Source organism: Curtobacterium sp. MCLR17_045 (genome assembly GCF_003234405.1).
In the GTDB taxonomy this organism is placed as follows: domain Bacteria; phylum Actinomycetota; class Actinomycetes; order Actinomycetales; family Microbacteriaceae; genus Curtobacterium; species Curtobacterium flaccumfaciens.
Map to the genome: position 1 here is coordinate 61,831 of NZ_QKTB01000005.1, position 26,759 is coordinate 88,589.

Annotated in this window: 27 protein-coding genes and 1 tRNA gene; 8 read left to right on the plus strand and 20 right to left on the minus strand. The window is 71.8% G+C overall.

From position 1 onward, the window contains the following. Positions 1-87 precede the first annotated feature (87 nt). Both DEJ05_RS05465 and DEJ05_RS05470 read left to right on the plus strand, forming a co-directional pair. Entirely contained in the window at positions 88-1,353 is a 1,266-nt protein-coding gene (locus DEJ05_RS05465) for a Gfo/Idh/MocA family protein (RefSeq protein WP_372440197.1), read from the plus strand. A 76-nt stretch (positions 1,354-1,429) separates the two neighbouring features. Beyond that, positions 1,430-2,443 (plus strand): LacI family DNA-binding transcriptional regulator, encoded by a 1,014-nt coding sequence (locus DEJ05_RS05470; RefSeq protein ID WP_232536521.1) that lies wholly within the window; start codon positions 1,430-1,432, stop codon positions 2,441-2,443. Between the two features lie 70 nt (positions 2,444-2,513). Here the strand turns inward: DEJ05_RS05470 and DEJ05_RS05475 are convergent, their stop codons facing one another. Further along, complete coding sequence (locus DEJ05_RS05475; RefSeq protein ID WP_111109950.1) at positions 2,514-2,969, minus strand: helix-turn-helix domain-containing protein; 456 nt, start codon at positions 2,967-2,969, stop codon at positions 2,514-2,516. An 84-nt stretch (positions 2,970-3,053) separates the two neighbouring features. Between DEJ05_RS05475 and DEJ05_RS05480 the strand changes: the two genes are divergently transcribed. Next, positions 3,054-3,749, plus strand: a complete 696-nt coding sequence (locus tag DEJ05_RS05480; RefSeq protein ID WP_111029862.1) for an SDR family oxidoreductase — start codon at positions 3,054-3,056, stop codon at positions 3,747-3,749. 84 nt (positions 3,750-3,833) lie between these two features. Here the strand turns inward: DEJ05_RS05480 and DEJ05_RS05485 are convergent, their stop codons facing one another. The 5 genes from DEJ05_RS05485 to serS form a co-directional block, all read right to left on the minus strand. Further along, the gene (locus tag DEJ05_RS05485; RefSeq protein WP_111109951.1) at positions 3,834-4,397 is read right to left on the minus strand and encodes a GrpB family protein; all 564 of its coding nucleotides are present in this window, start codon (positions 4,395-4,397) and stop codon (positions 3,834-3,836) included. Beyond that, the gene (locus tag DEJ05_RS05490) at positions 4,394-4,912 is read right to left on the minus strand and encodes a GNAT family N-acetyltransferase (RefSeq protein ID WP_258376092.1); all 519 of its coding nucleotides are present in this window, start codon (positions 4,910-4,912) and stop codon (positions 4,394-4,396) included. Before DEJ05_RS05490 ends, DEJ05_RS05485 begins: the two co-directional genes overlap by 4 nt. Positions 4,913-4,926: 14 nt before the next feature. Then, a tRNA-Ser gene (locus DEJ05_RS05495) sits at positions 4,927-5,011 on the minus strand. A gap of 83 nt (positions 5,012-5,094) precedes the next feature. Next, positions 5,095-5,958, minus strand: a complete 864-nt coding sequence (locus DEJ05_RS05500; protein WP_084741461.1) for an HAD family hydrolase — start codon at positions 5,956-5,958, stop codon at positions 5,095-5,097. Then, a complete protein-coding gene (serS, locus tag DEJ05_RS05505; RefSeq protein ID WP_111109953.1) occupies positions 5,955-7,217 on the minus strand; it encodes a serine--tRNA ligase in 1,263 nt (420 codons plus the stop codon). The genes DEJ05_RS05500 and serS overlap by 4 nt, the downstream gene beginning before the upstream one ends. A 55-nt stretch (positions 7,218-7,272) precedes the next feature. Between serS and DEJ05_RS05510 the strand changes: the two genes are divergently transcribed. Then, positions 7,273-8,343: a diacylglycerol kinase family protein gene (locus DEJ05_RS05510; protein WP_111109954.1), complete on the plus strand. Its 1,071-nt coding sequence runs from the start codon at positions 7,273-7,275 to the stop codon at positions 8,341-8,343. 18 nt (positions 8,344-8,361) lie between these two features. Here DEJ05_RS05510 and pheA read toward each other — a convergent pair whose 3' ends face one another. Genes pheA through DEJ05_RS05525 form a run of 4 tightly spaced genes read right to left on the minus strand, consistent with a single transcriptional unit; the run spans position 8,362 to position 12,012 of the window. Then, on the minus strand, positions 8,362-9,318 hold the full coding sequence (pheA, locus tag DEJ05_RS05515) for a prephenate dehydratase (RefSeq protein ID WP_071406510.1): 957 nt from the start codon (positions 9,316-9,318) through the stop codon (positions 8,362-8,364). 39 nt (positions 9,319-9,357) lie between these two features. Then, positions 9,358-9,903, minus strand: a complete 546-nt coding sequence (locus tag DEJ05_RS05520; RefSeq protein WP_111029842.1) for a MarR family winged helix-turn-helix transcriptional regulator — start codon at positions 9,901-9,903, stop codon at positions 9,358-9,360. Positions 9,904-9,931: 28 nt separating this feature from the next. Then, on the minus strand, positions 9,932-10,420 hold the full coding sequence (locus tag DEJ05_RS18000; protein ID WP_181433053.1) for a hypothetical protein: 489 nt from the start codon (positions 10,418-10,420) through the stop codon (positions 9,932-9,934). Continuing rightward, on the minus strand, positions 10,417-12,012 hold the full coding sequence (locus DEJ05_RS05525) for a molybdopterin-dependent oxidoreductase (protein ID WP_181440663.1): 1,596 nt from the start codon (positions 12,010-12,012) through the stop codon (positions 10,417-10,419). The genes DEJ05_RS18000 and DEJ05_RS05525 overlap by 4 nt, the downstream gene beginning before the upstream one ends. Positions 12,013-12,081: 69 nt before the next feature. On the opposite strand from DEJ05_RS05525, the gene DEJ05_RS05530 reads away from it, so the two are divergent. Genes DEJ05_RS05530 through DEJ05_RS05540 form a run of 3 tightly spaced genes read left to right on the plus strand, consistent with a single transcriptional unit; the run spans position 12,082 to position 14,627 of the window. Beyond that, positions 12,082-13,326 (plus strand): glycosyltransferase family 87 protein, encoded by a 1,245-nt coding sequence (locus DEJ05_RS05530; RefSeq protein ID WP_181438068.1) that lies wholly within the window; start codon positions 12,082-12,084, stop codon positions 13,324-13,326. A 5-nt stretch (positions 13,327-13,331) separates the two neighbouring features. Continuing rightward, complete coding sequence (gene moaA / locus DEJ05_RS05535; protein WP_111029839.1) at positions 13,332-14,384, plus strand: GTP 3',8-cyclase MoaA; 1,053 nt, start codon at positions 13,332-13,334, stop codon at positions 14,382-14,384. Between the two features lie 3 nt (positions 14,385-14,387). Beyond that, on the plus strand, positions 14,388-14,627 hold the full coding sequence (locus DEJ05_RS05540) for a MoaD/ThiS family protein (protein ID WP_111029838.1): 240 nt from the start codon (positions 14,388-14,390) through the stop codon (positions 14,625-14,627). A 447-nt stretch (positions 14,628-15,074) separates the two neighbouring features. On the opposite strand, the gene DEJ05_RS05545 is transcribed toward DEJ05_RS05540, so the two are convergent. From DEJ05_RS05545 to DEJ05_RS05570, 6 genes are read right to left on the minus strand one after another with little or no spacing between them, the layout of a single operon-like run. Further along, positions 15,075-16,175 carry a calcium:proton antiporter gene (locus tag DEJ05_RS05545; protein ID WP_111109955.1) on the minus strand — a complete coding sequence of 367 codons (1,101 nt, stop codon included), beginning with the start codon at positions 16,173-16,175 and terminating at the stop codon, positions 15,075-15,077. A gap of 12 nt (positions 16,176-16,187) precedes the next feature. Next, positions 16,188-17,228, minus strand: coding sequence for an ABC transporter ATP-binding protein (locus DEJ05_RS05550; RefSeq protein WP_258373736.1), 1,041 nt, complete (start codon positions 17,226-17,228; stop codon positions 16,188-16,190). After that, positions 17,225-18,025 carry an ABC transporter permease gene (locus DEJ05_RS05555; RefSeq protein WP_111087247.1) on the minus strand — a complete coding sequence of 267 codons (801 nt, stop codon included), beginning with the start codon at positions 18,023-18,025 and terminating at the stop codon, positions 17,225-17,227. The genes DEJ05_RS05550 and DEJ05_RS05555 overlap by 4 nt, the downstream gene beginning before the upstream one ends. A gap of 3 nt (positions 18,026-18,028) precedes the next feature. Further along, a complete protein-coding gene (gene modA / locus DEJ05_RS05560; protein ID WP_111087246.1) occupies positions 18,029-18,835 on the minus strand; it encodes a molybdate ABC transporter substrate-binding protein in 807 nt (268 codons plus the stop codon). Then, positions 18,832-19,248, minus strand: coding sequence for a molybdopterin-binding protein (locus tag DEJ05_RS05565; RefSeq protein ID WP_111087245.1), 417 nt, complete (start codon positions 19,246-19,248; stop codon positions 18,832-18,834). The genes modA and DEJ05_RS05565 overlap by 4 nt, the downstream gene beginning before the upstream one ends. Positions 19,249-19,307: 59 nt before the next feature. Beyond that, positions 19,308-20,363, minus strand: a complete 1,056-nt coding sequence (locus DEJ05_RS05570; RefSeq protein ID WP_181440664.1) for a ThiF family adenylyltransferase — start codon at positions 20,361-20,363, stop codon at positions 19,308-19,310. Between the two features lie 95 nt (positions 20,364-20,458). On the opposite strand from DEJ05_RS05570, the gene DEJ05_RS05575 reads away from it, so the two are divergent. After that, the gene (locus DEJ05_RS05575; RefSeq protein WP_111109957.1) at positions 20,459-22,111 is read left to right on the plus strand and encodes a glycosyltransferase family 39 protein; all 1,653 of its coding nucleotides are present in this window, start codon (positions 20,459-20,461) and stop codon (positions 22,109-22,111) included. Positions 22,112-22,174: 63 nt separating this feature from the next. On the opposite strand, the gene DEJ05_RS05580 is transcribed toward DEJ05_RS05575, so the two are convergent. The 4 genes from DEJ05_RS05580 to DEJ05_RS05595 form a co-directional block, all read right to left on the minus strand. Next, on the minus strand, positions 22,175-23,107 hold the full coding sequence (locus DEJ05_RS05580) for a 4-(cytidine 5'-diphospho)-2-C-methyl-D-erythritol kinase (protein ID WP_027466065.1): 933 nt from the start codon (positions 23,105-23,107) through the stop codon (positions 22,175-22,177). Positions 23,108-23,116: 9 nt separating this feature from the next. After that, on the minus strand, positions 23,117-24,436 hold the full coding sequence (locus DEJ05_RS05585; RefSeq protein ID WP_111047262.1) for an O-acetylhomoserine aminocarboxypropyltransferase/cysteine synthase family protein: 1,320 nt from the start codon (positions 24,434-24,436) through the stop codon (positions 23,117-23,119). Then, positions 24,436-25,476, minus strand: coding sequence for an LLM class flavin-dependent oxidoreductase (locus DEJ05_RS05590; RefSeq protein WP_071406522.1), 1,041 nt, complete (start codon positions 25,474-25,476; stop codon positions 24,436-24,438). Before DEJ05_RS05590 ends, DEJ05_RS05585 begins: the two co-directional genes overlap by 1 nt. A gap of 108 nt (positions 25,477-25,584) precedes the next feature. After that, positions 25,585-26,583, minus strand: a complete 999-nt coding sequence (locus DEJ05_RS05595; protein WP_111109958.1) for a RimK family alpha-L-glutamate ligase — start codon at positions 26,581-26,583, stop codon at positions 25,585-25,587. Between the last annotated feature and the right edge of the window lie 176 nt (positions 26,584-26,759).

The window sequence follows — 26,759 nt, forward strand, 5'->3', positions numbered from 1 at the left end:
GTGTAGACAGGGTGTGTCAGGATGGCGCTCGATCGCATCGGAGCGACCCGCTCGGCGACGCATCCCACACCCCTGGAAAGGTCACTGATGATCTCTGTCGGAATGGTCGGCGCGGGCCAGTTCGCCCCCCAGTTCGCCAAGTTGTTCAAGCTCCACCCCGACGTGGACCGGGTCTACGTCACGGACCTCGTCGACGAGCGCGCGTCCGAACTCGTCGAGACGCAGCACCTCGACGGCACGTTCCCGGACTTCGACGCGGTCCTCGCCTCGGACGTCGACGCCGTCGCGATCTTCACGCAGCGCTGGACCCACGGGCCGCTCGTGGTCAAGGCCCTGCGCGCCGGCAAGCACGTGTACTCCGCCGTGCCGATGGCGATCTCCGTCGACGAGATCCGCGACATCATCCAGGCGGTCCGCGAGACCGGTCTGACCTACATGATGGGCGAGACGAGCTACTACAACCCCGCGACGGTGTTCGCCCGCAAGCAGGTCGCCGCCGGCGCCTTCGGCCGGGTGTTCTACGCCGAGGGCGACTACGTGCACGACATGGACCTCGGCTTCTACGCCGCGTACCAGTACAGCGGCGGCGACGAGTGGAAGCGCACCGCCAGCTACCCGCCCATGCTCTACCCGACGCACTCGGTCGGCGGGGTCCTCGGTGCGATCCCCGGGCACGCGGTCAGCGTCAGCTGCATCGGCGTCAAGGACGACCGCGGCGACGGCGTCTTCGACAAGGACGTCAGCCAGTTCGACAACGACTTCTCGAACGCCACTGCCCTGTTCGAGCTCGACAACGGCGGCGTCATGCGCATCAACGAGATGCGTCGCGTCGGCTACCCGTCGCACATCCGTGAGTCGCGCTTCCGCTACTTCGGCACCGAGGCCAGCTTCGAGCAGCTCGCGAAGACCAGCGTCTGGCAGGACAAGGAGGACTCGTACGACATCAGCGACAAGATCGACACCCAGGCGACGATGTCCCTCGACGACCCGCGCCTGGCCGACGTCGACCCGTCCCTGCGCGACGCGTTCGTCTCCGGCTACGCCGAGGTGCACGACACCGACCGTCTGCCCGCCGAGTACGACGGCGTGCCGACCGGGCACGAGGGCAGCCACCAGTTCCTCGCCGACGACTTCGTCCGTGCCGTCGTCGACCGGACCCTGCCGCCGGTGAACGCCTGGACCGCCGCGCGCTTCACCCTGCCGGGCATCATCGCCCACCAGTCCGCGCTGCAGGGTGGCGCCCGCCTCGACGTGCCGGACTTCGGTGACGCCCCGGAGACGACGAGCGCTGCGACGGCGAGCGCACCGACGTCAGCAGGCAGCACGTCGTCGGCTACGATCGCGTCCGAGTAACACGTGTCGTTCGGGTGCCGGTCCGTCGTGGGCCGGCACCCGAACGACGCTCCCGGACCCGACGAAGGTGGCACCCGTGACCGTCCCGACGAACCCGAGGGCGGTCACCCGTGCGGACGTCGCCCGCTACGCCGGGGTCAGCACCTCCGTCGTCAGCTACGTCGTGCACGACGGACCGCGCCCCGTCGCGGCCGCCACCGCCGCCCGGGTCCGCGAGGCCATCCGCGTCCTCGGCTACCGCCCGAACGCGAGCGCCCAGGCCCTGCGCACCGGCTCGTCGAAGATGCTCGGCCTGATCGTGCCCGAACTCGACAACCCGTTCTGGTCCGAGCTCGCCGTCGCGGTCACCCACGCCGCCGCTGCACGCGGCTACGACGTCCTGCTCGCCAACAGCGACGGTGACGCCGCCCAGGAGCGCGAGCGGCTCCGCAGCCTGTCCGCGCGCCAGGTCGACGGCATCATCGTGACGAGCATCATGACCCACCCGGACCTGTCGACCGTCACCGACCCCGGCCTGCCGATGGTCCTGCTCAACACGTTCTTCGAGGTCCCCGAGTACGCCAGCATCGGTGTCGACGCCCTGCGTGGCGCCCTCGACGGCACGCAGCACCTGGTCGAGCACGGCTACCGCTCGATCGGCCTCGTGATGGGGCACACCGGCTCGATGGAGCTCCGCGAGCAGGGCTGGATGCGGGCCCTCCGCCAGGCCGGCCTGCCCGACGGCCCCATCGTCCGCACCGACTTCACCCGGCGCGGAGGCTACGAAGCCGGCCTCCGCATGTTCGCCGACGAGACCGGCCCCCGAGCCGTCTTCGTCAGCTCCGACATGCAGGCGATCGGCGTCATGCGCGCGCTGTGGGAACTCGGTCTGCGCGTCCCCGAGGACGTCGCGATCGTGTCGTTCGACGGCGCGGCCGAGGCGGACTACACGAACCCGCAGCTCACCACGGTCCGGCAGCCGATCGAGACGATGGCGGTCGCCGCGGTCGACCGCGTGCTCGGCCTCGACGCCGACAACCAGTGGCACCGCGACCTGGTCCCCGCCGAGTTGGTCCTCGGCGCGAGTTGCGGGTGCGACGTGCGTCGCTGACGCACCCACCGACAGCCTGGAGGCGCGGGGCGGGGCCGCCACGGGCCTCCTGTCCGTCAGCCGGTCGCGTTCAGGACGCGGGCTCCATGACGGCGCGGAGGCGCGCGGTCGGGATGCGCTCCTGCGCATCCACGGTCACGGCGGCAGCCTCGACCGCCTCGCCGGTCTCCGCGTCGACGAAGCGCAGGTCCGACGCCCGCTCGGACGGGCGGTGCCGGTCGGCCCAGCCGCCGAGGGCGAGCAGCACGAGCGACAGGTCGCGGCCGGCGTCGGTCAGGACGTACTCCTCGCGGGCACGTGCCCCCTCGGGCTTGTAGGTCGTGCGCTCGAGCACACCCCCGTCGACGAGCGAGGCCAGGCGTGCGGTCAGGACCTCGCGCGGGATGCCGAGGCCCTGCTGGAACTGGCTGAAGCGGGTCGAGCCACCGACGGCGTCGCGGACGATCATGAGCGTCCACTTCTCGCCGAGGACGTCGAGGGAGCGTGCGATGGGGCAGCGCTCGTCGCCGCCGAGGATGCCGAGCATGTGTTCATCCTAGCTGGGTTCGATTTCCGGACACAACGTGCTAGGTTCGGTTTCCGTACTCATCTTCTCTTGTCTGGAGCACTCATGACCGACCTCACCAACGCCGTCGTCCTCGTCACCGGAGCGAACGGCGGCCTCGGCGCCGAGTTCGTCCGCCAGGCCCTGGAGCGTGGTGCCACCAAGGTCTACGCGACCGCCCGCAACCCCCGCACCTGGGACGACGAGCGCATCGTCCCGCTCGCCCTCGACGTCACGAGCCAGGAGAGCGTCGACGCCGCGGCCCGCACCGCAGCCGACGTGACCGTCGTCGTGAACAACGCCGGGATCGCCGGCTCCGACCCGCTCGTCGACGTCTCCGTCGAAGAGGTCGAGCGCATCTTCGCCACCAACGTCTTCGGTGCACTCCGCGTCGCCAAGGCCTTCGCCCCCTCGATCGCCAACGGTGCGCTGATCGACGTGCACTCCGCCCTGAGCTGGGTCGCCCTCGCCGGCGCGTACTCGGCGTCGAAGGCCGCGTTCTGGTCGATCACGAACTCCCTGCGTCTCGAGCTCGCACCCCAGGGCACCCAGGTCGTCGGCGCCCACCTCGGCTACACCGACACCGGCATGATCGCCGACCTCGACGTCGAGAAGTCCGACCCCGCCGACATCGTCCGGTCGATCTGGGACGCGGTCGAGGCCGGCGAGCACGAGGTCCTCGCCGACCAGGTCAGCCGCGACGTCCGTGCCGGCCTGAGCGCCCCGCTCACCGCGCTCTACCCGATGCTCGCCAGCGCCTGAGGCCGGTTCTCGTCGGGACGGTGACGGTTCTGGTTCACGAACACCCGGGTTCGTGAACCAGAACCGTCACCCGCCCCGATCGTGTCAGCCGCCCGCGCCGCGGTCGGTGATCCGACGGTTCGTGGCGGTGATGGCGGCGCGCTCGTCGTCGGTCAAGCCGCCGGCGCGCAGGATCCGGCTCAGCACCTCGCTCTTCCGCTCGATGTAGTCGTCGATGTCCTCGGCCTCGGTGGCTGCCCGACGCTTCACGGCGGCGTACTCGTCACGCAGCACCGGGTCGGCACGCAGCACGTCGCGGACGGCCAGGTGGTTCCGGAGTGCGAGCGATCCCACGGTGACCACGTAGGTGTTGGTCGGGGCGAAGCGATCCGGAGCCCGGAACGCCTGCCGCCCCGGGACGCCGAGTTCACCGCGCGGCTCGAAGCCGATCGTCGCCATCGCCGCCACTGCAGCCGGGACGTCGGCAGCGTCCACCACGACGTCGACGTCGAGCACGGGCTTCGCCGCCAGGCCCGGCACGGACGTGCTGCCCACGTGCTCGATGCTCCGGAACGGCACATCGGCGTCGTCGAGCGCGGCGGCGTACGCATCGTGCAGCTGCCGGAACCGCTCGGGCCAGGACGGCCGGTACTCGACGACCTCGATCACGGGGTCGGCGTCGGCGCGAGGAGCTGGAACATGACGTGGTCGCGCCAGACCCCGTTGATCTTGATGTACTCCGGCGCGAAGCCGTACCGGGTGAAGCCCGCCGACTCGAGCGCGCGCTGCGAGCCGACGTTCTCGGGCAGGGTCTCAGCCTGCACGCGGTGCAGACGGAGCACGTCGAACGCGTGATCGGCCGCCGCGCGGACAGCGCGGGACGCATGGCCCTGTCGCGTGCGGTCGGCGCGGATCCAGTACCCCATCGCGCACGACTGCAGGGCGCCGCGGACGACGCCGCTCAGCGTGATGCGGCCGAGGAGTTCCCCGTCGGTCGACTCGATGACGAACGGCACCGCGTTGCCGGCGCGCTGCGTGGCGAGGGCCTGCGTGATGACGTCCCGCTGGCCGGACTCCGTGTAGTACGACGGGGCTCGGGCCGGTTCCCACGGTCGCAGGTGGTCGGCGTTCTCGGTGATGACCGCAGCCAGGACGGCCGCGTCGTCGAGGCGGAGTGGGCGCAACCGTGTGTCCATCGCGGAGGGTGTGGGATTCGAACCCACGAGACATCTCTGCCCACCTGTTTTCAAGACAGGCTCCATCGGCCGCTCGGACAACCCTCCAGTGACGCGACCACGTGGCGAGACGTGATCGCGTCCCGGGAAGTCTACCCGGGCCTCCAGGCAGGGGTGCGCGCGAGCGCGGACTACCGGGGCAGGGAGTCGAGCGCCGCTGCCAGGCCGTCGTCGGTGATGCCGCCGGTGAGCTCGTTGCCGGCGTCGACGACGTCGTCGGGCGCCTGGCCCATGACGACGCCGCGACCGGACGTCGAGGCCCAGCGGAGCATGTCGATGTCGTTGCGGCCGTCGCCCGCGGCGAAGACGCGGGAACGCGGGATGTCGAGCCACTCGCGCACGCGCTCCATCGCGGTGGCCTTCGTCACGCCCTCCGGAGCGATGTCGAGCCACGACGTCCAGCCGACGGAGTACGAGACCTTGTGCAGGCCCATCTGCTCGACGATCTGCAGGAAGTCCTCGGTGTCGTGGCCGGGCGAGATGACGACGACGCGGGTGGCCTCGACGCCGAGCAGCTGCTCGAACGGCACGTGCTCACCTTCGACGGTCATCGTGTCGTCGGGGAAGTTGCCGGACAGCAGGAAGTGGCCGGTCTCGTCCTCGACACCGAACGCGGCGTTCTCGAGCGCGCCGTGGATGGTCTGCAGCACCTCGGACGGGTCGAACCGCTCGACGTGTTCGCGCACGTAGGAACCGTCGGCGCGACGGGCCAGGATGAGCGCACCGTTGGCGCAGACCAGGTACTTCGGACGGATGCCGAGGGTCTCGAGCAGGGGCACGGTCATGCCCTCGCTGCGACCGGTCGAGAGCATGACCTCGTGCCCGGCGGCCTCGGCGTCACGGACTGCCGCCACGACGGCCTCGGTGATGACACCGTCCTCGCGCATGGTGGTGCCGTCGATGTCGAGCGCGACCAGCCAGCGCTTGGTGCGGGCGGGCGCGTCGGTGCCCGCGCCCTGCTCGGTGCCGTCCACGAACCGTCCCTGGGTGCTCATCGGGGCTCGATCACCTCGACGCCACCGAGGTAGGGGCGCAGGACCTCCGGCACGACGACGGAACCGTCGGCCTGCTGGTGCGTCTCGAGGATCGCGACGATCCAGCGGGTGGTGGCGAGGGTGCCGTTCAGGGTGGCGACCGGGGCGGTCTTGCCGCTCTCGGTGCGGTAGCGGATGTCGAGGCGGCGGGCCTGGTACGTCGTGCAGTTCGACGTCGAGGTGAGCTCGCGGAACGTGCCCTGCGTCGGGACCCAGGCCTCGATGTCGTACTTCTTCGCGGCGCTCGTGCCGAGGTCACCGCCGGCGACGTCGATCACGCGGTAGTGGAGCCCGAGGTCCTGCAGCATCTGCTCCTGGTACCCGACGAGCTTCTCGTGCTCGGCCTCGGCCTGGTCCGGGTGGACGTAGGTGAACATCTCGAGCTTGTTGAACTGGTGCACGCGGAGGATGCCGCGGTTGTCCTTGCCCGCCGACCCGGCCTCACGCCGGTAGCAGGTCGACCAGCCGGCGTAGCGGTGCGCGGTCTTCTCGATGTCGAGGATCTCGTCGGCGTGGAAGCCGGCCAGGGCGACCTCGCTCGTGCCGGTCAGGTACAGGTCGTCGGCTTCGAGCCGGTAGACCTCTGCCGCGTGCTCGCCGAGGAACCCGGTGCCGGCCATCGTCTCGGGGCGGACGAGCGTCGGGGTGATGAGCGGCTCGAAGCCGGCGGCGATCGCACGGTCGAGGCCGAGCGACATCAGCGCGATCTCGAGCCGGGCGCCCATGCCGCGCAGGAAGTAGAAGCGCGAGCCGGAGACCTTCACGCCGCGGGGGATGTCGATGATGCCGAGGTGCTCGCCGAGGTCGGCGTGGTCCTTCGGCTCGAAGTCGAACTCGGGCTTGGTGCCGACGGTGCGGAGCGTGACGAAGTCGTCCTCGCCGCCCTCGGGCACCCCGGGGAGCACGACGTTCGGGATGCCGCGGACGACGGTGTTGAAGGTGTCCTCGGCCGCGGTGACGGTGGCCTGCGCCTCCTTCACCTTTGCGGCGAGGGCCTGGGCCTGCTGCACGAGCGCGGCCTTCTCGTCCTTCGGGGCCTTGGCGACGGTCTTGCCGAACGCGTTCTGCTCAGCGCGGAGCGACTCGAACGAGGTGATCGCACTGCGGCGGGCGGAATCGGCGGTGACGGCTTCGTCGACGACGGCCACGGAGGCACCACGCGCCTGCTGTGAAGCCTTGATGACGTCCGGGTTGTCGCGAAGCAGCTGTGGATCGATCACCGCCCCATCCTAGACGGGGGCAACCGCACGCAGCCTCGATCGGTAGCGTGGACGTATGTCGAGCCCTTCGGAGACCGCGCCCGCGGACCAGGACGCCCTCCCCACCGAGCAGCGGACGGCCGCGGTGGTCTACAACCCGGTCAAGGTCCACCTGCCGACCCTCAAGCGCACGGTGCAGGAACACCAGCAGCAGGCCGGCTGGGCCGAGACCCTGTGGTTCGAGACCTCGGAAGAAGACCCGGGCGGCGGCATGGCCCGCGCGGCGATCGAGGCCGGTGCCGACGTCGTCGCTGCGGCCGGCGGGGACGGCACGGTCCGTGCGGTCGCCGAGGTCGTGCACGAGTCCGGTTCGACCCTGGCGCTGCTGCCGAGCGGCACCGGCAACCTGCTCGCGCGCAACATGAAGCTCCCCCTCGACGACCTGGCCGCGAGCGTCCGGACGATCTTCCACGGCGACGACCGCAAGATCGACTTCGGCATGCTCAAGGTCGAGCGCCCCGGGGGCGAGCGCGAACGCTTCGGCTTCCTGGTGATGGCGGGCCTCGGGCTCGACGCCCGGATGCTCGTGAACACCCGCCCCGAGCTGAAGAAGAAGGTCGGCTGGCTCGCCTACGTCGACTCGCTGTTCCGCTCGGTGCGCGACGCCAACGCGTTCGAGTTCCGCTACCAGCTGGACGACGACGGCAACCACTCGCTCCGAGCGCACTCGCTCATCGTCGGCAACTGCGGCATGCTGCAGGCCGGCGCGATCCTGCTGCCCGACGCCGAGATCGACGACGGCGTGTTCGACATCGCCGTGATGCGACCCCGCGGGTTCTTCGGCTGGGTGCGGATCGGTGCCCGGGTGTTCTGGGAGAACGGGATCCTGCGGGCGTTCCGCCGGTCGAACCTGGGCAAGACCGCCGTCGGCAAGAAGATCGTGTCGCGTTCGCGCGAGGAACGACCCCTGCGCTACCTGCGCGGGCAGGAGTTCACGGCGCGGCTCGAGCGGCCTGACGAGTTCGAGATCGACGGCGACCCGGTGGGCGAGGTCATCGCCTTCCGTTCGCGCATCGACCCGATGGGGCTCTCCGTGCGGGTGCCGGACCCGGCGGACGACCGCCACGGTTCGCGCCAGGTGCCCTGACCCGGGGCAGTTCCGCCGCTACCGCGCCCCGGGCTCGCCCGACACGATCGCGCGCAGCCAGTCCCGCGCCTCGACGAACGCGGCGTCCGAGTAGCGCGCCGGAACCTCGGGGCGGGCGCCGTCGGCACGCGGGTACGACCCGAGGAACGTCACGCGCGGGCTGAACCGCCGCAGGCCGAGCAGTGCGTCCGCCACCCGCTCGTCGCGCACGTGCCCGTCGAGGTCGATGACGAACCGGTAGCGGCCGAGCTCGTCACCGATCGGGCGTGACGACAGCAGCCCCATGTTGATACCCCGCGTCGCGAACTGCTCGAGCATGTCGACCAGGGCGCCGGGGTGGTCGGCGGGCAGCTCGACGATGACGCTGGTCTTGTCGGCGCCGGTCGGCTCGGGCAGCGCGAGGGTCTTCGACACGAGCACGAACCGGGTGACCGCCGAGGCGTTGTCGCCGATGGACGACGCGAGCACGACGACGTCGTGGTGGTCGGTGATGCCGGGCGGCGCGACGGCGGCGTCGGCCGTGGGGTTCGCCTCGAGCAGGGCGAGGGCCGCTGCGACGTTCGACGACGCCGGGATGTGGCCGTGGCCGGGCAGGTTCGCCTCGAGCCAGTTGTGGGTCTGCGCGTAGGCGACCGGGTGCGCGTTCACGGTGCGGACGTCGGCCAGCGTCGTGCCGGGTCGGGCGACGAGCACGAAGTCGACGGGGACCAGGTACTCCCCCACGATCCGCACGCCGGGGATCCGGGCCAGGGCGTCCTGCGTGGCGCTGACGCCGCCGTCGACGCTGTTCTCGATCGCGATGACGGCCCCGATCGACCGGCCGGACATGACGTCGTCCAGGGCCTCACCGACGTTGTTGACACTCCGCCAGGGCTTGCCGGCGGCGGCCTCGACGAGCTTGAGGGCCGCCTCGGTGAAGGTGCCGGCGGGTCCGAGGTAGGAGTACGTGTCGGACGGCGCGGCGGGGTCGGTCATGCGGCGAGCCTATTGCAGGGACGCGGAGGCCAGGCGGCCTCAGTCCGTCGCCGCACCCGTCAGCCGCTGCTCGCAGATCGCGGTGTCGTCGTCCTCGCGCGGGTAGGTCAGCGCCGCGAACCGCCCCTCGGGGTCCAGCCGTGTCAGGAGCGATGCCGCGATGCCGTCGAGCTGCGCGACCTGCTCGTCGGAGAGCGCGTCGATGACCACCCGGCGGGCGGTGCGGACGTGGTCCGGGGCAGCGTCGACGATGGCTGCGTAGCCGGTGTCGGTCAGGCGGACGTCGGTGGCACGGCGGTCGGAGGTCGACGGGCACCGCGTCACGAGCCCGCGCTTCTCGAGGCGGGACACCACGTGCGACAGCCGCGGCAACGAGGCGTTCGTGGCCGAGGCGAGCGCCGACATCCGCAGGGTCCGGGTGTCGGTCTCGGAGAGCATCGCGATGACCATGTAGTCGAAGTGCGTCAGGTCGGCGTCGCGCTGCAGCTGCTGGTCGAGCGCCGCCGGCAGGAGTTCCATGACCGCGACGAGCTTCATCCACGCGCGCAGCTGCTCGCGGGTGAGCCACGGGGTCTCGTCGGTCATGACCTGATCATACCGAAAGGTTGTCTCTTTAACCAGTGGTGCGCACCGCGGACGAACCGGACGAACCGGACGAGCCCGCCGAACCCGACGAACCGCCAGTCCGACGCGACCGCACCACCCCGATGACGAGCACGACCACCACGACGACGAGCAGCGCCCCCTCGACGAGCAGCAGCCGCGTGCCGTAGTCGAACGGCAGCACGGTGGGGTTCTTCTGCCCGTGGTCCTTGGCAGCGATCTCCGGCAGCACCACCAGGGCGAGCACGCTGCCGAGCACGATCGCCGCCTGCACGACGACGAGCACCCAGGCCCGCAGCGAGCGTCCGGCCCGACGCAGCAGCAGCCCGGCACCGACCACGAACGGGGACAGGACCGCGTCGTGCAGCACCACCGCCGCGAGCAGCCAGACCCCGAGCCCGCCGATGCGGTTCGGCTTGACGGACGTCACGAGCACGTACGCCCCGAACGCGATGACCAGCACACCGATCACCACGAGCACGATCCGCGCGGCCTTCACCGGAGCACCTCGATCTTCTCGATCCACTTGGTCTGCAGCACACCGGGCCGCCCGGGAGCGATGATCCGCGCCGGAAACCCGTGGTCCAGGTCGAGCGTCGCACCGTTCAGCTCGAGGGCGACGAGGGTCGTCGGGTCCTCGGCGTACTCCGGTCCCATGTCCATGATCCGGTAGCCGCCGTGCCGCTCCAGGCTCGTCACGCGCACGTGCGACCCCTGCGGCGCCTGCACGGCGTCGAGCAGGTCGCGCATCCGCACGCCCTTCCAGGTCGCCATCTGACTCCACCCCTCGACGCACGAGATCGGCAGGTCGACCTGCGCGGTGCCGAGCGCGACGAGTTCCGCCCGGACGAACGTCCGGCTCACGTCGTGGCCGACGACGGTGAGCGTCCAGTCGGCGGCGGTCGCGGTCGCGAGGACGCCGGCCGCCCGCGCGGTCCGGTTGACCGGCAGCCCGTTCGCGCCGATGCCGCGACCGCGGGCGCCGAACACGTTGAACGGTTCCGCGAGCTTCGAGGACTGCCCCGCCGTGAGCGCGACGACACCGACGGTCGCCGCCGTCACGCCGGCGAAGAACCCGCGTCGGGCGATGCGCTGGCGTCGTCCGGTGGCTGCTTCCGGCGTCGGCCTGGAGGCCCGGCTCGCCTCCGGCACGTCGGCCGTCGGCTGGGCGGGACTCGGCTCCTCGGACACCGCGCGGGCCTCCGGGGCCGTGTCGGGTCCGGTGGGACGGGGCTCGGCGCCGCCGGGGGCGGCGTCGACGCCGTCGATCCAGCGGAACACGCGGCCCAGCAGGCCGGGGGCGGTGGACCCGGCGGTCTCGGCGACCGCAGCGCTCGGGGCGGACGCACCACGGGCCTCCAGGCCAGGAGGAAGCAGTTCACTGCCGGACGCGGGGTCCGCGATGAACCGGCCGTCCACGTCGTAGGAGTCGCGCTTCCGCCAGTAGCGGGCGATGACCGGCAGCTTGGCGGCGATGTGGATGGCCAGCGAGCCGATGATCACGTAGGCCAGGGCGTTGTGCACCTGGCGGAACGGGAACGGCCACGGGTACCACTGGTACGTGTTGAGCAGGCCGGTGACGACCTGGATGATCGACGCGGACACGAGCACCGCGATCGACAGCCGCTCGAGCAGGTGCAGCACGCCGCGCACCGGCGGCACCTGCACCAGGGCGGGCATGACGGTGTTGAGCTTGGCGAGCAGCAGCGGGATGATCGCGATCCCGGTCGTGATGTGCAGACCCTGCGTGAACTGGTACAGCTGCGTCGGACGGGTCGGGAACCGCATCCAGCCGAGCGGTTCCTGCAGCAGGTGGCTGTAGATCCCGGTGCCGAAGCAGACCAGGAACGCGATGCCGAGCAGGCGCCCGAGCACCACGGCCGAGCGGGCGTTGCGGTTGGGGGACGCCAGAGCTGCTCGTCCGTCGTGCAGCAGGCGCTGGAGGCCGGATAGCCTCGACGGACCATGAGCGACCGACTGCGTGCCCTCCGACCGTCCTTGGCCGACGGCACCGCCGCCCGGATCGGCACGGTGCTGGCCGTCGTGGGAGTACTCGCCCTGTCGGGCGTCATCGCCGTCGGCGTCACGCATCTGGGGTTCCTCCGATCGGGCCATCGTTCTGCATTCGTTGCGTGGACGCTGATCGCTTGGACCGTCTTCGTGATCGCCGTGCTCGCGGTGCGTTTCGTGCCCGTCCGGTGGATGACCACCATGGTCATCGGCGGAGCGGTGGTGATCGGCATCGCCGCGCTGGTCGGCCCGCCCAACACGAGCACCGACTCCGCTCGGTACGCGTGGGACGGCATCGTCCAGCATGCCGGTGTCTCACCGTACGCGCACACCCCCCAGTCCGCGGCACTGTCCGGTCTCCGACCCGACTGGTTGTTCCCCGACAAGGTCGACGGCACGTGCGATCCGCTGAAGCCCCGGTTCCGCGGGCTCGGCGACGGCGCGGACGGGCACTGCACCGCGATCAACCGGCCGGACGTCACGACGATCTACCCGCCGATGGCGCAGCTGTGGTTCGCCGCGGTGCGGTTCTTCGTGCCGGCGACCGCGCAGTACCTGCCGTTCCAGGTCGCCGGGCTGCTCGTGTCGCTGGGTGTGACCGTCGGGCTCGTCCTGGTGCTCCGCCGCATCGGCCGTCCGACCTGGTGGGCGGCGCTCTGGGCCTGGTCGCCGCTCGTCGCGTCCGAGGCGGTCACCAACTCGCACGTCGACGTCGTCGGCGCCGCCCTCGCCACGGCCGGGGTCGTGCTCGTCGCGTTCGGCCGGCCGATCTGGGGCGGGATCGCGCTCGGGGCCGCGACCGCGACGAAGCTCATCCCGGCGATCGTGTACCCACCGTTGCTCGGCCGCGGGCGGGCATGGTGGGCGATCCCGATCGGCATCGCCGTGTTCGGGCTGCTCTACGTGCCCTACGTGCTGACGACCGGGCTCGACGTGCTCGGGTACCTGCCCGGCTACCTGAGCGAGGAGGGCTACGAGGACGGCTCCCGCTTCGCGCTGGTGTCGCTCGTGGTCAAGGGCGACGCGGCGACCCTGGTGGTGGGGCTCCTGGTGCTGCTGGCGGCGTTCGTGGCGTGGCGGTTGTCCGACCCGGCGCGGCCGTGGTCCGGCGAGGTCCTGATGATCGGCGTGACGTTCCTCGCCGTGACACCGCGCTACCCCTGGTACGCGCTGCTGCTCATCCCGTTCGTGGTGCTGTCCGGGCGGTGGGAGTGGTTGTCGATCGGACTCGCCATCGCCCTGCGCGGGGTGTGGCCGTCGGCGGACGCCTACCGGTGGTGGTTGCTCGCGGCCGTGGCGGTCATCGTGGTCGTCACGCTGCTGCGCACGGAGCGGTCGCAGTGGCGACGGTGGTGGGAGCGGCTGACGTTCCGGCGCGTGGAACACGTACGCTGACGACCATGGCACCCGCGATCCTGCTCGGCACGACCGGCTCCGTGGACCCGGCTCCCGCCGGGCTCGTCGACCGCTTCGGGCGTCGCGCCGTCGACCTGCGGGTGTCGCTGACCGAGCGCTGCAACCTCCGCTGCACGTACTGCATGCCCGCGGCCGGGCTGCCGTTCGCCCCCGACGAGGCCCTGATGACGGCGACCGAGATCGAGCGGCTGGTCCGGATCGGCTCGTCGCGGTTCGGCGTCCGCAAGGTCCGGTTCACCGGCGGGGAGCCGATGCTCCGGCACGACCTGGTCGACGTGATCGCCCGGTGCGCCGCGCTGCCCGACGCCCCGGAGCTGTCGCTCACCACGAACGCGATCGGCCTCGCGCACCGCGCCCAGGGCCTGTACGACGCCGGGCTGCGGCGCGTGAACGTGTCGCTCGACACCGTCGACCCCGACGTCTTCACCACCGTGACCCGCCGACCGTTCCTCGACAAGGTGATCGCCGGGCTGTCGGCCGCGCACGACGCCGGACTCGACATCAAGGTGAACGCGGTGCTGCTGCGCGGCATCAACGACGAGGCCGCCCCGGAACTCCTCCGCTGGTGCCTGGAGCGTGGCTACGAGCTGCGGTTCATCGAGCAGATGCCCCTCGACCCCGACCACGCCTGGGACCGCACCGAGATGATCACCGCCGCCGAGACCCGCGCGCTGCTGGCGACGTCGTTCGTGCTCACGCCGGACGACGCCCCGCGCGACGGCGCCCCGGCCGAGCGGTACCGCGTGCACGACGCCGTCACCGGGCAGCCGCTCGGCACCGTCGGGATCATCGCGAGCATCACCGAGTCGTTCTGCGCCGACTGCACCCGCACGCGGCTGACCGCCGACGGGCACGTGCGCAGCTGCCTTTTCTCCGACGAGGAGACCGACGTGCTGGGGCCGATGCGCTCCGGGGCGGACGACGACCAGGTCGCCGAGCTCTGGCGGCTCGCGATGTGGGCGAAGCCGCGCGACCACGGTGACGACAGCGACGAGCTCGTGCACCCGACGCGCGGCATGAGCGCGATCGGCGGCTGAGGCATGACCACGATCCGGTTCTTCGCCGCTGCCCGCGCTGCCGTGGGCGTCGACTCGCTGACCACGTCGGGCCCCACCATCGAGGCCGCCCTCGGCGCGATCGACGTCGTGGACCCTGCGCGATGGAGTGCGCTGCAGGAGCGCTGCTCGTACCTGGTCGACGGCGTGACCACGCGCGACCGGGCGACCTCGCTCGACGGTGTCGAGGTCGTCGACGTCATGCCGCCCTTCGCCGGGGGCTGAGTTCGGCGGCTGAGTTCGGCGGCTGAGTTCGGCGGCTGAGCGGTACGCCCGTTCCCTCCCAGAACGCCCGCGATACCTGGCGCTTCCGGGCATACCTGGTGCGAACTTCCGACCAGGTACGCCCGATTCGACCAGGTACGCCCGATTCGACCAGGTACGCCCGATTCGACCAGGTACGCCCGATTCGACCAGGTACGCCCGAATCGACCAGGTACGCCCGATTCGACCTGGTACGCCCGACTCGAGCCGGTACGCCCGACTCGACCCCGCGCCCGCGCGCCCCGCGCCCGTTCCTTCCCAGAACACCCGCGATGCCTGGTGCTTCCGGGCATACCTGGTGCGAACTTCCGACCAGGTACGCCCGATTCGACCAGGTACGCCCGAAACGACCTGCCGCAGCCAGCCCCGCGACTCGCCCGCGCCGAACCAGCCCGACCCCGCCCCGCCCTACGGCGAGACGGACAGCACGATGAACGCGGCGAAGATCACCAGGTGCACCCCACCCTGCAGCCGAGTGGCACGACCGGGCAGCACGGTGAGCACCGCCGCGACGATCGTCAGCGCGAGCAACACGATCTGCGACGGCCCGAGCCCGAGCAGCAGCGTCCCCGGCATGAACAGCGACGCGACCGCGATCGACGGGATCGTCAGACCGATCGACGCCATCGCGGACCCCATCGCCAGGTTCAGGCTCGTCTGGATCCGGTTCCGTGCGGCGGCCTTCGACGCCGCGATGCCCTCCGGCAGCAGGATGAGCAGCGCGATCACGACACCGACGAACGACGGCGGGAACCCGACGGCGGCGACCCCGGCCTCGATCGCGGGCGACTCCACCTTGGCCAGCCCGACCACGGCGACGAGCGCGACGACGAGCAGCCCGAGCGACACCATCGTGGTGCGACCGGACGGGCGTGCGGCGTGGGCGTCCTCGGACTCGACGAGCACCCCGCCGGCACGGTTGACCGGCAGGAAGAAGTCGCGGTGCGCCACGGTCTGCGTGACGACGAACAGCCCGTAGAGCACGAGTGACGCGATCGCGACGAACACGAGCTGCGTGCCGGTGAAGGACGCGTCGTCGGTGCCGGTGGTGAAGGTCGGCAGCACCAGGGTCAGCACGGCGAGCGCGGCCACCGTCATGGTCGCGGCGCTCGCGCCCTCCTGGTTGAAGCGCACGGTGTTGTGCCGCAGGGTGCCGATCAGGATCGCGAGGCCGACCAGCCCGTTCATCGTGATCATCACCGCCGAGAACACCGTGTCGCGCGCCAGGGTCTCGGCCTGCGCACCGCCCGAGCTCGACAGCGAGATGATGAGCGCGACCTCGATGATCGTCACGGCGACGGCCAGCACGAGCGAGCCGAAGGGTTCCCCCACGCGGTGCGCCACGACCTCGGCGTGGTGGACAGCGGCGAGCACCGTGACCGCGAGCACGACGGCGACGATGACCACCACGGCGGTGCCGAGCCCGTAGCGGCCGTACGAGAACGCGAGCACGACGGCCGCCAGGATCGGCGTGGCCACGGGCCACACCTTGGGGAACCAGGAGGTCATCCGACCATTGTCTCAACCACGGGGCGCGTAGACCGCCACCTCGGCTGCGGGGACGTCGATGCGCACCGCGTCGCCGGGGGCGATCCCGAGCGCGGTCAGCCGCGCGAGCGTCAGGTCCGCCACCAGGTCACCGGCCCGCACCCGCACCAGTCCGTCGCGCGGTTCGAGCGACGAGACGGTGCGCGCGGCTCCGGCACCGTCCCGCGTCAGCACGGCGGCCGTCGGGTGGAAGGCGGCCAGGGCGGGCCGGCCGGGAGGCACGGCGTGCGCCCCCGACGCCAGCTCGCCCCCGCCGTCGATCGCGATCCCGCCCCCGGTGGCGGTCCCGTGCACCAGCGCGAGTCCGGAGAACGTCGCGGCGAACGCACTCGTCGGACGGCCGAGGACGGCAGCGGGGGTGCCCTGCTCGACCACCCGTCCGCCCTCGAGCACGACGACGCGGTCGGCCAGTGCGACGACCTCGACCGGGTCGTGCGTGACGAGCACCGCGGGCCGGCCGGCGACAGCGGTCCGGAGTGCCGCGCGGACCTCGTCCTGCGCGCCGACGTCGAGCGCCGAGGTCGGTTCGTCGAGCAGCAGCACCGCCGGGTCGGTGGCGAGCGCGCGGGCGATCGCGACGCGTTGCGCCTGTCCACCGGAGAGCGTGCGTGGGTCGCGGGTGGCCAGGTCGGCGACCCCGACGGCGTCGAGCGCGTCGCGGGCGAGCTGCCGGGCCGCGGCGCGACCGGCTCCGGCCGCACGGGGCCCGAAGGCGACGTTCCCGACGACGTCGAGGAACGGGAACAGGTCGGACCGCTGCGCGACGAGTCCGGCCCGACGACGGTGCGTGGGGACGGCGTGCCGTGGGCTCGAGACCTGCACCCCGTCGAGTTCGATCCGTCCGGCGTCGATCGGCAGCAGCCCGGCCAGGGCCTCGAGCACCGTCGACTTGCCCGCACCGTTCGGCCCGATGACGGCCAGGCACTCCCCCGCGCGGACCTCGATCGCGACGTCGACGTCCCGCGACCCGACGACGACGTGCGCCCGGACGCCCACCGCACCCTCGGCCGTCACGCCAGGGCTCCGCGGGTGCGGAACGACGAGGCGCCGATGACGACGACGGCCACCACGACGAGCACGACCGCCAGGGCCACCGCAGTGTCCGGGTCGACCTCGCGCTGCAGGTAGACCTCGAGCGGCAGGGTCCGGGTGACCCCCTGCAGGCTGCCGGCGAAGGTCAGGGTGGCCCCGAACTCGCCGAGGGCCCGGGCGAAGCAGAGGACGAGCCCCGAGACGATGCCGGGCAGGACCCGCGGCGTCGTGACGGTCAGGAAGGTCCGGGTGGGTCCGGCGCCCAGGGTCGCGGCGACCCGTTCGTAGCGGTCACCCTCGACACGGAGCGCGCCCTCGACCGAGGACACCAGGAACGGCATCGCGACGAAGGTCTGCGCGATGACCACCGCCGTGGTGGTGAACGCGATGTGCAGGCCGTGGTCGTCGAGGAACGCCCCGACCACCCCGAGCCGACCGAAGGCCGCGAGCAGCGCGAGGCCGCCGACCACCGGCGGCAGCACGAGCGGCAGGAGCACGACGGCACGTGCGACGCCGACCCAGCGCGACCGTGACCGCGCGAACAGCACGGCGAGCGGGTACCCGAGGACGAACGCGACGCCCGTGGCGGCGAGCGCCGTGCCGAGGCTGAGCCCGAGCGCGTTCAGTGACGCGGTGGAGGTCACGAGCCCGACGAACGACGACCAGTCCACCCGGCCGAGCATCGCGAGCACCGGCACGACGACGAACAGCCCGCCGAGCACCGCGGGCAGCGGGAGCCACCATGCGACCGGCGGCCGTCCGTCAGCGCGGGGAGCCACGGGTCAGGGCTTCCCGAAGCCCGCGTCGGCGAGCACGCGCTGCCCGGCGGCGGAGCGGACGTACTCCGAGAACGCCTGCGCGAGCTCCGGGTCCTCGGATTCCCGGAGCACGCCGATCGGGTACGTGTTGACGGCCTTGCCCGACTCGTCGAACGGGACGCCGTCGACCTTCCCGCCGGCTCCTCGGACGTCCGTCACGTAGACGAGTCCGGCGTCGGCCTGCCCGGACTCGACCTTGCCGAGCACGTCGGTGACGGACTGCTCCTCGCTGACCGGCTCGAGATCGACGCCCGATGCGGACTCGACCTTCGCCGTCGCGGCACCGCACGGCACCGGGGCGGCGCACGTGACGAGCTGGACGCCCGGAGCCGTCAGGTCGTCGAGGTCCGTGATGCCCTTCGGGTTGCCCGGTGCGACGGCGATCTCGAGGACGTTCGTCGCGAAGTCCCGCGGCGAACCGCTCGCCAGGTCGGTCGACGACAGCTTCGCCATGTTCGCTTGGTCGGCGGACGCGAACACGTCGGCGGGGGCACCGTTCTGGATCTGGGTGACGAGGTCGCTCGAGCCGGCGAACGAGAACCGGATCGAGGCACCGGGGTTCGCGGTCTCGAACTGCTTGCCGAGCGTGGTGAACGTCTTCTGGAGGGACGCCGCCGCGAACACGGTGATCGACCCCGACACCTCGGTGTCCGCGCTCGACGACGAGGACGGCGACGACCCCGCCGGAGCGTCGGCGGTGGAACACGCCGACAGGCCGAGCGTCGCCACGACGGCGAAGGGCACGAGCAGCGAGCGGGAACGACGGATCATCGGGGGTCCTCCTGGTGGGCGGGTGCCTCGACCGCGACCATCGTGGCCTTCACGGACGCCACCGCGACGGACCCGACCTCGAGCCCCAGGTCATGGACGGCCTCGGCACTCATCAGGGACACCACGCGGTGCGGGCCGCACTGCAGCTCGACCTGCGCCATCACGGTGTCGACGACCAGGTCGGTGACGATCCCGACGAAGCGGTTGCGCGCCGAGCTCTTCACCGCGGACGCCGGGTCGGTCAGCTCGGAACTGCGTTCCCGTGCGTAGGCAGCTACCTCGCGACCGTCGACCACGGCTCGCCCCGCGTCGTCCGTGGCACGGGTGAAGGTGCCGGCGTCGACGAGCCGACGAACGGTGTCGTCACTGATCCCGAGGAAGGCCGCAGCGTCCCGTACCCGCAGTTGCGTCATGATCCACCGATCCTATCCGCGGATGCGGCGGCAGGGGCGGTGGAGGTGACCGGGCTGGGTCAGGACCGGTGCTCGATCGCCACGGGCAGCCCCTCGCGACGCCAGGCCTCGAAGCCGCCGTCGAGGACCGTCACGCGCCTCCCGGCCGGTTGCCGCGCCGCCCACGCGTCCGCACGGGGGCCGCGTGCGCAGTAGACGACGACCTCGTCCGAACCGGGGTCGTCGGTGACGGCACCGGCGACCACGCCGGACGCGCGTTCCTCGTCGGTCCGGACGTCGACGACGACCAGCGGGTCCGACGGGTCCGCCACCCTGGCGGCCAGGGCGGACGGCGCGATGCGCGGCGTCGCGGAGGCACCAGCAGGTGCCGGTCGACGCGAAGCGGGTCCGCGACGGACGGGGCTCTCCGTCCAGCGCCACCGGCGGGCGTCGACGGTCAGCACGCGTCCGAGCAGCGGGTCGCCGCTGCCGGTGACCAACGCGAAGACCTGTCCTGCCATCACCGCACCGACCGCACCGCACAGTGCGGGGACCACGCCGTCCAGGGCGCACGAGCCCTCGTCGGGCAGCGCGACGGGGTGCAGGTCGTGGAAGTCGACGCCGTCCTGCCCGGCGTCGCGGAAGACGCTGACCTGCCCGTCGTGGCCGAGCACGGTGCCCCACACGAACGGCACGCCCGCTGCGGCGCAGGCGTCCGAGACGGCCCGGGTGACCACGACCGAGTCGGCGGCGTCGACCACGACGTCGTGTCCGGCGACCAGGTCCGGCGTGAACGACCCGACCACGGCGACCGCGTCGAGTTCCGGGTCGACGGCGACGGCCCGGGCGACCGCGACCTGCGCCTTCGGCGAGCCGACGTCCGCGGCGGTGAAGAGCGTCTGCCTGGCCAGGTTCGAGGCGTCGACCACGTCGGGGTCGACCACCGTGAGCCGACCGATCCCGGCGAGGTACGCGACCACCGGCGCCCCGAGCCCGCCTGCCCCGACGACGAGGATGCGCGATGTGGCCAGGCGTCGCAGCCCGGTGACCCCGACGTCGGCGAGCGCGGCGGTCCGCGATCCGAGCTGCGTCCGCCCCGGGGAGAGCGCGGTGGCGGGGGCGACGAGGGGTTCCATCCCGTCATTCTGGCCCGTCGCACCGAACTCCTGCATGTGAGAGTTCAGCGCCCGGACGCGGCGGATCCCCAGAGCAGATCGGTACGGTCGCGGGCGTGAGTTCCCCGCGCACCGGTACCGTCCCGGTCCGACGCACGACGTCGGACGCGTCGGTGCGCGCGCGCTCGCTGGGGCTCGTCGTGGCGGCTGTCCGAGCCCTCGCACGGACCCCCGAGATCACCGTCGGCGCGCTCGGCGTCGTCGTCGCAGCGGCCTTCAGCTGGGTGCCGTCGGTCTGGTACGACGAGGCCGCGACCATCGCGAGCGCACAGCGCAGCTGGCCGGCGCTCTGGGCCGAACTGCAGAACGTCGACGCCGTCCACGGCCTGTACTACGCCGTGATGCACGTCTGGTTCACGCTCGTCGGGTACTCGCCGTTCACGCTCCGGTTCCCGAGCGCGCTGGCCATCGGGGTGTCCGCCGGCCTCGTCGTCGCGCTCGGCCGTCGTCTCGGCGGGGTGCGGCTCGGCGTCGTCTCCGGGATCGTGTTCCTGGTCCTGCCGCGCGTCGCCTGGGCCGGCACCGAGGGGCGCCCGTACGCCACCGTCACGACCTTCGCCGTCGCGCTGACCCTCGTGGGGATCACCGCGGTCCGGCGCACCCGGACCGGGCACCACGCGACCCGGTGGTGGGTCGTCTACGGCCTGCTCGCCGTGGTGGCCGTGCTGTTCAACGTCTACCTGGCCCTGGCCGTCGTCGCGCACGGGGTCGTGCTCCTCTGGACCGCCGTCGCCGACCGTGCCGCACGTCGCGACGCTGTGCTCTCGCAGCGCAGCGGTCCGGTGGCCGCGCCGATGGTCGACCGCGCCGCGTTCGTGCGCTGGGGCGTCGCCGCCGTCGGGGCCGCGATCGTGGTGTCGCCGTTCATCGTCCTCGCCGCAGGGCAGGCCAAGCAGGTCGGATGGATCACCGGCGTCGGGTGGGCCACCGTGCGCCAGGTCGTCGCGACCGCCTGGTTCGGTGCCGTCTGGCCGTACGCGGTGCTCGGGTGGGCGCTGATGATCGTCGGCGTCGTGCTCGCCGTCCGGGCCACCCGACGCCCCTCCCCCGCCGCCCGTGACCTGCTGCGGATGCAGGCCGTCCGCGTCGCCGTCCCCCTGACGATCCTGCCCACCGCACTGCTCGTCGGCGCGACCGCGGCCGGGGAGCACCTGTACTCCCCGAAGTACGCCAGCCTGAGCCTGCCGTTCGTCGCGCTGCTCATCGGCCTGGCGATCACGGCGATCCGACCCCGGCGGTGGCTGGCGCTCGCGGTCGTCGGGATGCTGCTCGTGTCGGCACCGACGAGCACGATCGTCCGGCTGCCCCACGCGAAGCAGGACTCGCACTGGGCGAACGCGGCGGCGATCATCGAGCGCGAGCGGGACCGGCGCACCGACCAGAACGAGGGCGTCGTCTTCGGCAGCGTCTGGGAGCACCCGGGCACCACCGCGCAGGTCATCGCCGACTCCTACCCCGAGGCCTTCACCGGGATGCGCGACCTCGCCGTCGCCGAGACCGGTGCCGAACGCGGGCAGCTCTGGAACGTCAACGGGGACATCGCGACGACGGTGCCCCAGCGGATCTCCGGCATCGACACCGTGTGGTTCGTCGGCGGCAAGTCACGGAACATCCGCCCGCAGGTCACCGACACGCTCGTGGCCGAGGGGTTCCACGTCGTGCGCTACTGGCACACGGGCACGGTCATCCTCTGGAAGTACAGCCGCTGACGGTGGCGGTCCAACCGCTGACGGTGGCGGTCCAACCGCCGACGGCTGTGCCGGGGCGTCGGGTCAGTGCACCACGCGTGCGCCGTGCACCGGACCGGTGGCCCGGAGTGCGACGAGCCCGGCGGCGCTGAGCTCGACCTGCAGCTCGAGCGCCGCATCACGGTCACCGACCAGGAACGCCACGGTCGGTCCGCTGCCGGACACCAGACCGGCCAGGGCACCGGACTTCTCGCCGAGCTCCAGCGTCGCCGCGAGCCGGGGCTGCAGGCGCATGGCCGGTGCCTGTAGGTCGTTGTGCACACAGTCGGCGAGCAGGTCGGGGTCACCCGCGCGCAGGGCCTGCAGCACGTTCGCCTCGACCACGGGGTGCGACGGCGCCGGGGAGATGTCGGCGCGGTACCGCTCCCGGTGCTCGTCGAGCGCACGGTAGACGGCCGGGGTGCTCAGCCCGTCGTCGCTCAGGGCGAGGACCCAGTGGAACTCGCCCTTGGCCAGCGCCGGGCTCAGCTCGTCGCCGCGACCGGTGCCGACGGCGGTGCCGCCCGCGAAGGCGAACGGCACGTCGGCGCCGAGCTGTGCGGCGAGCCGGAGCAGCTCTTCGCGACCGAGCGCGGTGCCCCAGAGTGTGTCGACGGCGAGCAGGGTCGCCGCGGCGTCCGCGGAGCCACCGCCCATGCCGCCGGCGACGGGCACCTGCTTGTCGATGGTCAGCCGCACGCCGCCGCGGTGTCCGGCCGCGTCGGCCACGAGCCGGGCCGCACGGATGGCCAGGTTCGACTCGTCGACCGGCACGGTGCTCGTGTCGATCGGACCGGTGAAGGTGACCGAGAAGTCGTCGGCGGCCTCGGCGGTGACGTCCTCGTACAGGGACACCGCCTGGTACGCCGTGGCGACGTCGTGGTAGCCGTCGTCCTGCAGCGCCCCGACGGACAGGAACACGTTGATCTTGCCGGGGGCGCGCGTCCGCACGCGGGTCGGTGCGGCCAACGTGGTCATGCGCCCAACCTATCCCGCTGCGGCTGCCGTGAACCCCCGCGCCAGGTCCGCGGTGATGTCGTCGATGTGCTCGAGGCCGATCGACAGGCGGATGAGGCCGTCCCCCACCCCGGCGGCCGCTCGCTCGGCCGAGGTCATCTGCACGTGGGTGGTCGATGCCGGGTGCACGACGAGCGATCGGACGTCACCGAGGTTCGAGACGTGGTCGAACAGCTCGAGCGCCGCCACGAACCGGCGACCCGCGGCGACACCGCCGGCCAGGTCGAACGACAACACGGCCGACGGCCCCTTCGGCACGTAGCGCTGCTGCAGGTGGTGCCACGGCGAGTCCGGCAGGCCGGCGTAGTGCACGTGCTCGACCTGGTCGTGCGCGTCGAGCCAGCTCGCCACGGTGGCGGCGTTCGACACGTGCCGGTCCATGCGGAGCGACAGCGTCTGGATGCCCTGCAGCACCAGGAACGCGTTGAACGGTGCGATCGCGGGCCCGAGGTCGGCGGACAGCTTCGAGCGGGTGCGCTGGATGAACGCCCGTCGCCCGAACTTCTCGGCGAAGTTCGTGTTCGCGAACCCGGACTGCTCGGTCGAGGCCAGCTGCGGGTAGGCGTCGGCGTGCGCGGCCCAGTCGAAGTTCCCGCTGTCGACGATGAGCCCGGCGATGGCGCTGCCGTGTCCGGCCAGGTACTTCGTCGCGGAGTGCACGACGATGTCGGCGCCGTGCTCGATCGGGCGCACCAGGTACGGCGTCGCGATGGTGTTGTCGACGATGAGCGGCACACCGGCCTCGTGTGCGACCCCGGCCACCCCGGCGAAGTCCAGGACGTCCCCGCGGGGGTTCGGGATGGACTCGCCGAAGAACGCCTTCGTCTCCGGACGCACCGCCGCCGCCCACTCGGACAGGTCGGTCGGGTCCTGCACGAACGTGAAGGTGATGCCGAGGTCCCGCAGGGTCGAGGCGAACAGCGTGTAGGTCGCGCCGTACAGCGAGGCGCTCGACACCACGTGGTCACCGGCGCGTGCGACACCGAGCACGGCCAGCGACGTCGCCGCCTGCCCGGACGCCAGCGCCAGCGCACCGATCCCGCCCTCGAGGTCGGCGATCCGGCGCTCGAGGGCTGCCGCCGACGGGTTGTTCACCCGCGTGTAGGTGTGGCCGGGAGCGTCGAGCATGAAGCGCGCGGCCGCGTCCTCGCCCGACGGGTAGACGTACGCGGCGCTCTGCGCGATCGGCGGCACGTTCGCGCCCCAGCCCGGGTCGGCCTTGAAGCCGGCGCGGATCTGGCGGGTCTCGAACGCCCAGCCGTCCTCGGCGTTGGTCGGCGTGGCACCCATCAGGACTGCGCCCCGACCGACTGCCGGACGAGCGGGATGACCTGCTCGCCGAACCGGTCCATCTCCTCGAGCTGCGGCGAGAACTGCAGCAGGAGCGTGTCGACCCCGGCGTCCTCGAACTCCCGGATGCGGTCGGCCACCTGCGACGGCGTCCCCACGAACCCGGGGCGCAGCCCGCGGTTCGACACCGAGTAGTCCTCGAGCGAGGGCACGTGCTCGAGCTGCGACTTCGAGATGAAGTCCTGGTACGACTCGTACGCCTTGCCGTGCTGCACGTCGGTGATCCGGGCGAGCTCGGCCTGCGCCTCTTCCTCGGTCTCGCGCACGATGACGTACGCGGCCATGCCGAACGCCTCGAACGGCGGCAGACCGGCGTCGACGCGGCGCTGCTTCATCTCGTCGATCTTCGCGCGGAGCTCCTCGACCGTGCCGCCGTGCGTCACGTAGGCGTCGGCGTACCCGGTGATCGCGGCCTTGCCGGCCTCGCTCTCCCCACCGGCGTAGATGCGCGGCGTCACGCGGGGCTTCGGCTCGAGGTGCGCGTTCTCGATGTCGTAGTACTCGCCCGAGAACGAGTACGGGGTCTCGCGCCACAGGCCCTTCATGACCTCGACGAACTCCGCGGTGCGCTTGTACCGGTCGTCGTGCTCCGAGAAGATCCCGCCGTACTGCTTCGCCTCCTCCGCCCACCAGGCGCTCACGACGTTGAAGGTGAACCGGCCGCACGAGATGTCGTCGATCGTCGCCGCCTGCTTCGCCGTCACCGCGGGCAGGTGGTACCCGGGACGCATCGCCGCCATGATCTCCAGGCGCTCGGTCGTCGCCGCGATCGCCGCCGCGAGCGACCACGCCTCGAGCGAGGGCGCCGCCGTGCCCTTGATGTCGTTGAGGTTGAGCTCCGGCACGAGCGTCAGGTCGAAGCCGATCCGCTCGGCGCGCTGCGCCAGGCGCTTCACGTAGTCGAAGGTGACCGGCATGTTCTCGTTGTCGACGTTGCGCAGCCAGCCGCCGAAGAGCGGGGTCCAGTATCCGAATCGCACGGGGTGAGTTCCTTGGGGAGGTGGGGTTCGCCCGGAAGGGGCGTCGGAACGGACGGGAGGCCCGTGGCGGGCCCGCCACGGGCCTCCTGTCCGGTGGTTCTTGTGTTCTCAGGCCGTCAGTTGCGCCGCGTACTGCGTCTCCAGCAGCCCACCGAGGTACTTCGCGATGGAGCGCGGGCCGGAGGCCGGCGCGGACTCCTCGACCGCGGGGTTGTAGTTCGTGTTCGTGTTGATGTCGTAGACGACGGTGCGGCCGTCCGTCGTCTCCATGAACTCGACGCCCGCGATGGTGATGCGCTGGTCGGCGAGGAACGTGCGGAGCTGCTGGACCAGCGGGTGCTCGGCGGTGATCTCGGTCCGGACGGCGAACGCCGGGGGCGCGCCGACGGTCTCGGTGCCGGGCACGTCGCAGACGGCACCCGCGATGACCTGCGGCACCTCGCACGCGTCGGCGGGGCAGAGCTCGAAGCTGCCGGCGCTGGTGTCGACGCGGACCGCGTACACGAACTCGCCGCCGACGAACTCGACGCGGGTGATGAAGGGCTCGCGGGCCGTCAGGTACTCCTGCAGCAGGGTGATGCCGTCGACCGGGGCCTCGAACTCGGGGCTGTCGACGTAGGCGTCGAACTCGGCGAGCGAGTCGAACCGCCGCACGCCCAGGCCCTTGCCGCCCTGGTTGTGCTTCGTGATGAAGGGGACGTCCTGCCCGTCGGTGAAGGTGCGAGCGGCGTCCTTGAGCGTCGTCGTGCCGAACACGGCGGTCGTGCGCGGCACGTCGAAGCGGGCCTGCTGCAGGAGCCCGTGCTGGGCGACCTTCGACACCTCGAGCTCGAGCACGTGACTGCCGCCGACGACCTGGCGGCCGGCACGCTCGAGCCAGCCGAGGATCGTCCGGGTGTACTCCTTGCTGTGCTCGTGGCCGCGGGTGTGGGAGCTCGCGGACATGCGGCTCCAGTAGACGCCGGGTGCCGGCTCGGCCGCGAGGTCGATCTGCCCCTCGGTCAGCAGGATCTCCTCGACCGGGACACCCTCGGCCTCGAAGGCAGCGGCGAGCGGGGGGAACCACTCGGGGTTCTCGTGGATGACGTACACGCGCGGAGTGCTCACGCCCCCACCCTAGGCACGGTATACCGCACGTGCCCAAGTGTGTGACGTGGCGTTGCTTCTCGGGGCGGGCGGGGTGCGGGGTGCACGGTGCGCGCTTGTCCGGTCGGTGCGAGGTTGGTCGCTCGGTGACGGACTGTAGGGCGGCACCGAGCGGTCAACGATGCACGGGCTGACCA

Excerpts from the sequence above, each read along its gene's own strand:
- DEJ05_RS05465 (WP_372440197.1), top strand. The coding sequence starts at position 88 with ATGATCTCTGTCGGAATGGTCGGCGCGGGCCAGTTCGCCCCCCAGTTC.
- DEJ05_RS05475 (WP_111109950.1), bottom strand. The coding sequence starts at position 2,969 with ATGCTCGGCATCCTCGGCGGCGACGAGCGCTGCCCCATCGCACGCTCC.
- DEJ05_RS05480 (WP_111029862.1), top strand. The coding sequence starts at position 3,054 with ATGACCGACCTCACCAACGCCGTCGTCCTCGTCACCGGAGCGAACGGC.
- DEJ05_RS05500 (WP_084741461.1), bottom strand. The coding sequence starts at position 5,958 with ATGAGCACCCAGGGACGGTTCGTGGACGGCACCGAGCAGGGCGCGGGC.
- DEJ05_RS05510 (WP_111109954.1), top strand. The coding sequence starts at position 7,273 with ATGTCGAGCCCTTCGGAGACCGCGCCCGCGGACCAGGACGCCCTCCCC.
- pheA (WP_071406510.1), bottom strand. The coding sequence starts at position 9,318 with ATGACCGACCCCGCCGCGCCGTCCGACACGTACTCCTACCTCGGACCC.
- DEJ05_RS05520 (WP_111029842.1), bottom strand. The coding sequence starts at position 9,903 with ATGACCGACGAGACCCCGTGGCTCACCCGCGAGCAGCTGCGCGCGTGG.
- DEJ05_RS05525 (WP_181440663.1), bottom strand. The coding sequence starts at position 12,012 with ATGCGTGACGCCGACGGCGATGACGCCCGACAGGGCGAGTACTCCCAC.
- moaA (WP_111029839.1), top strand. The coding sequence starts at position 13,332 with ATGGCACCCGCGATCCTGCTCGGCACGACCGGCTCCGTGGACCCGGCT.
- DEJ05_RS05540 (WP_111029838.1), top strand. The coding sequence starts at position 14,388 with ATGACCACGATCCGGTTCTTCGCCGCTGCCCGCGCTGCCGTGGGCGTC.
- DEJ05_RS05545 (WP_111109955.1), bottom strand. The coding sequence starts at position 16,175 with ATGACCTCCTGGTTCCCCAAGGTGTGGCCCGTGGCCACGCCGATCCTG.
- modA (WP_111087246.1), bottom strand. The coding sequence starts at position 18,835 with ATGATCCGTCGTTCCCGCTCGCTGCTCGTGCCCTTCGCCGTCGTGGCG.
- DEJ05_RS05565 (WP_111087245.1), bottom strand. The coding sequence starts at position 19,248 with ATGACGCAACTGCGGGTACGGGACGCTGCGGCCTTCCTCGGGATCAGT.
- DEJ05_RS05570 (WP_181440664.1), bottom strand. The coding sequence starts at position 20,363 with ATGGAACCCCTCGTCGCCCCCGCCACCGCGCTCTCCCCGGGGCGGACG.
- DEJ05_RS05580 (WP_027466065.1), bottom strand. The coding sequence starts at position 23,107 with ATGACCACGTTGGCCGCACCGACCCGCGTGCGGACGCGCGCCCCCGGC.
- DEJ05_RS05585 (WP_111047262.1), bottom strand. The coding sequence starts at position 24,436 with ATGGGTGCCACGCCGACCAACGCCGAGGACGGCTGGGCGTTCGAGACC.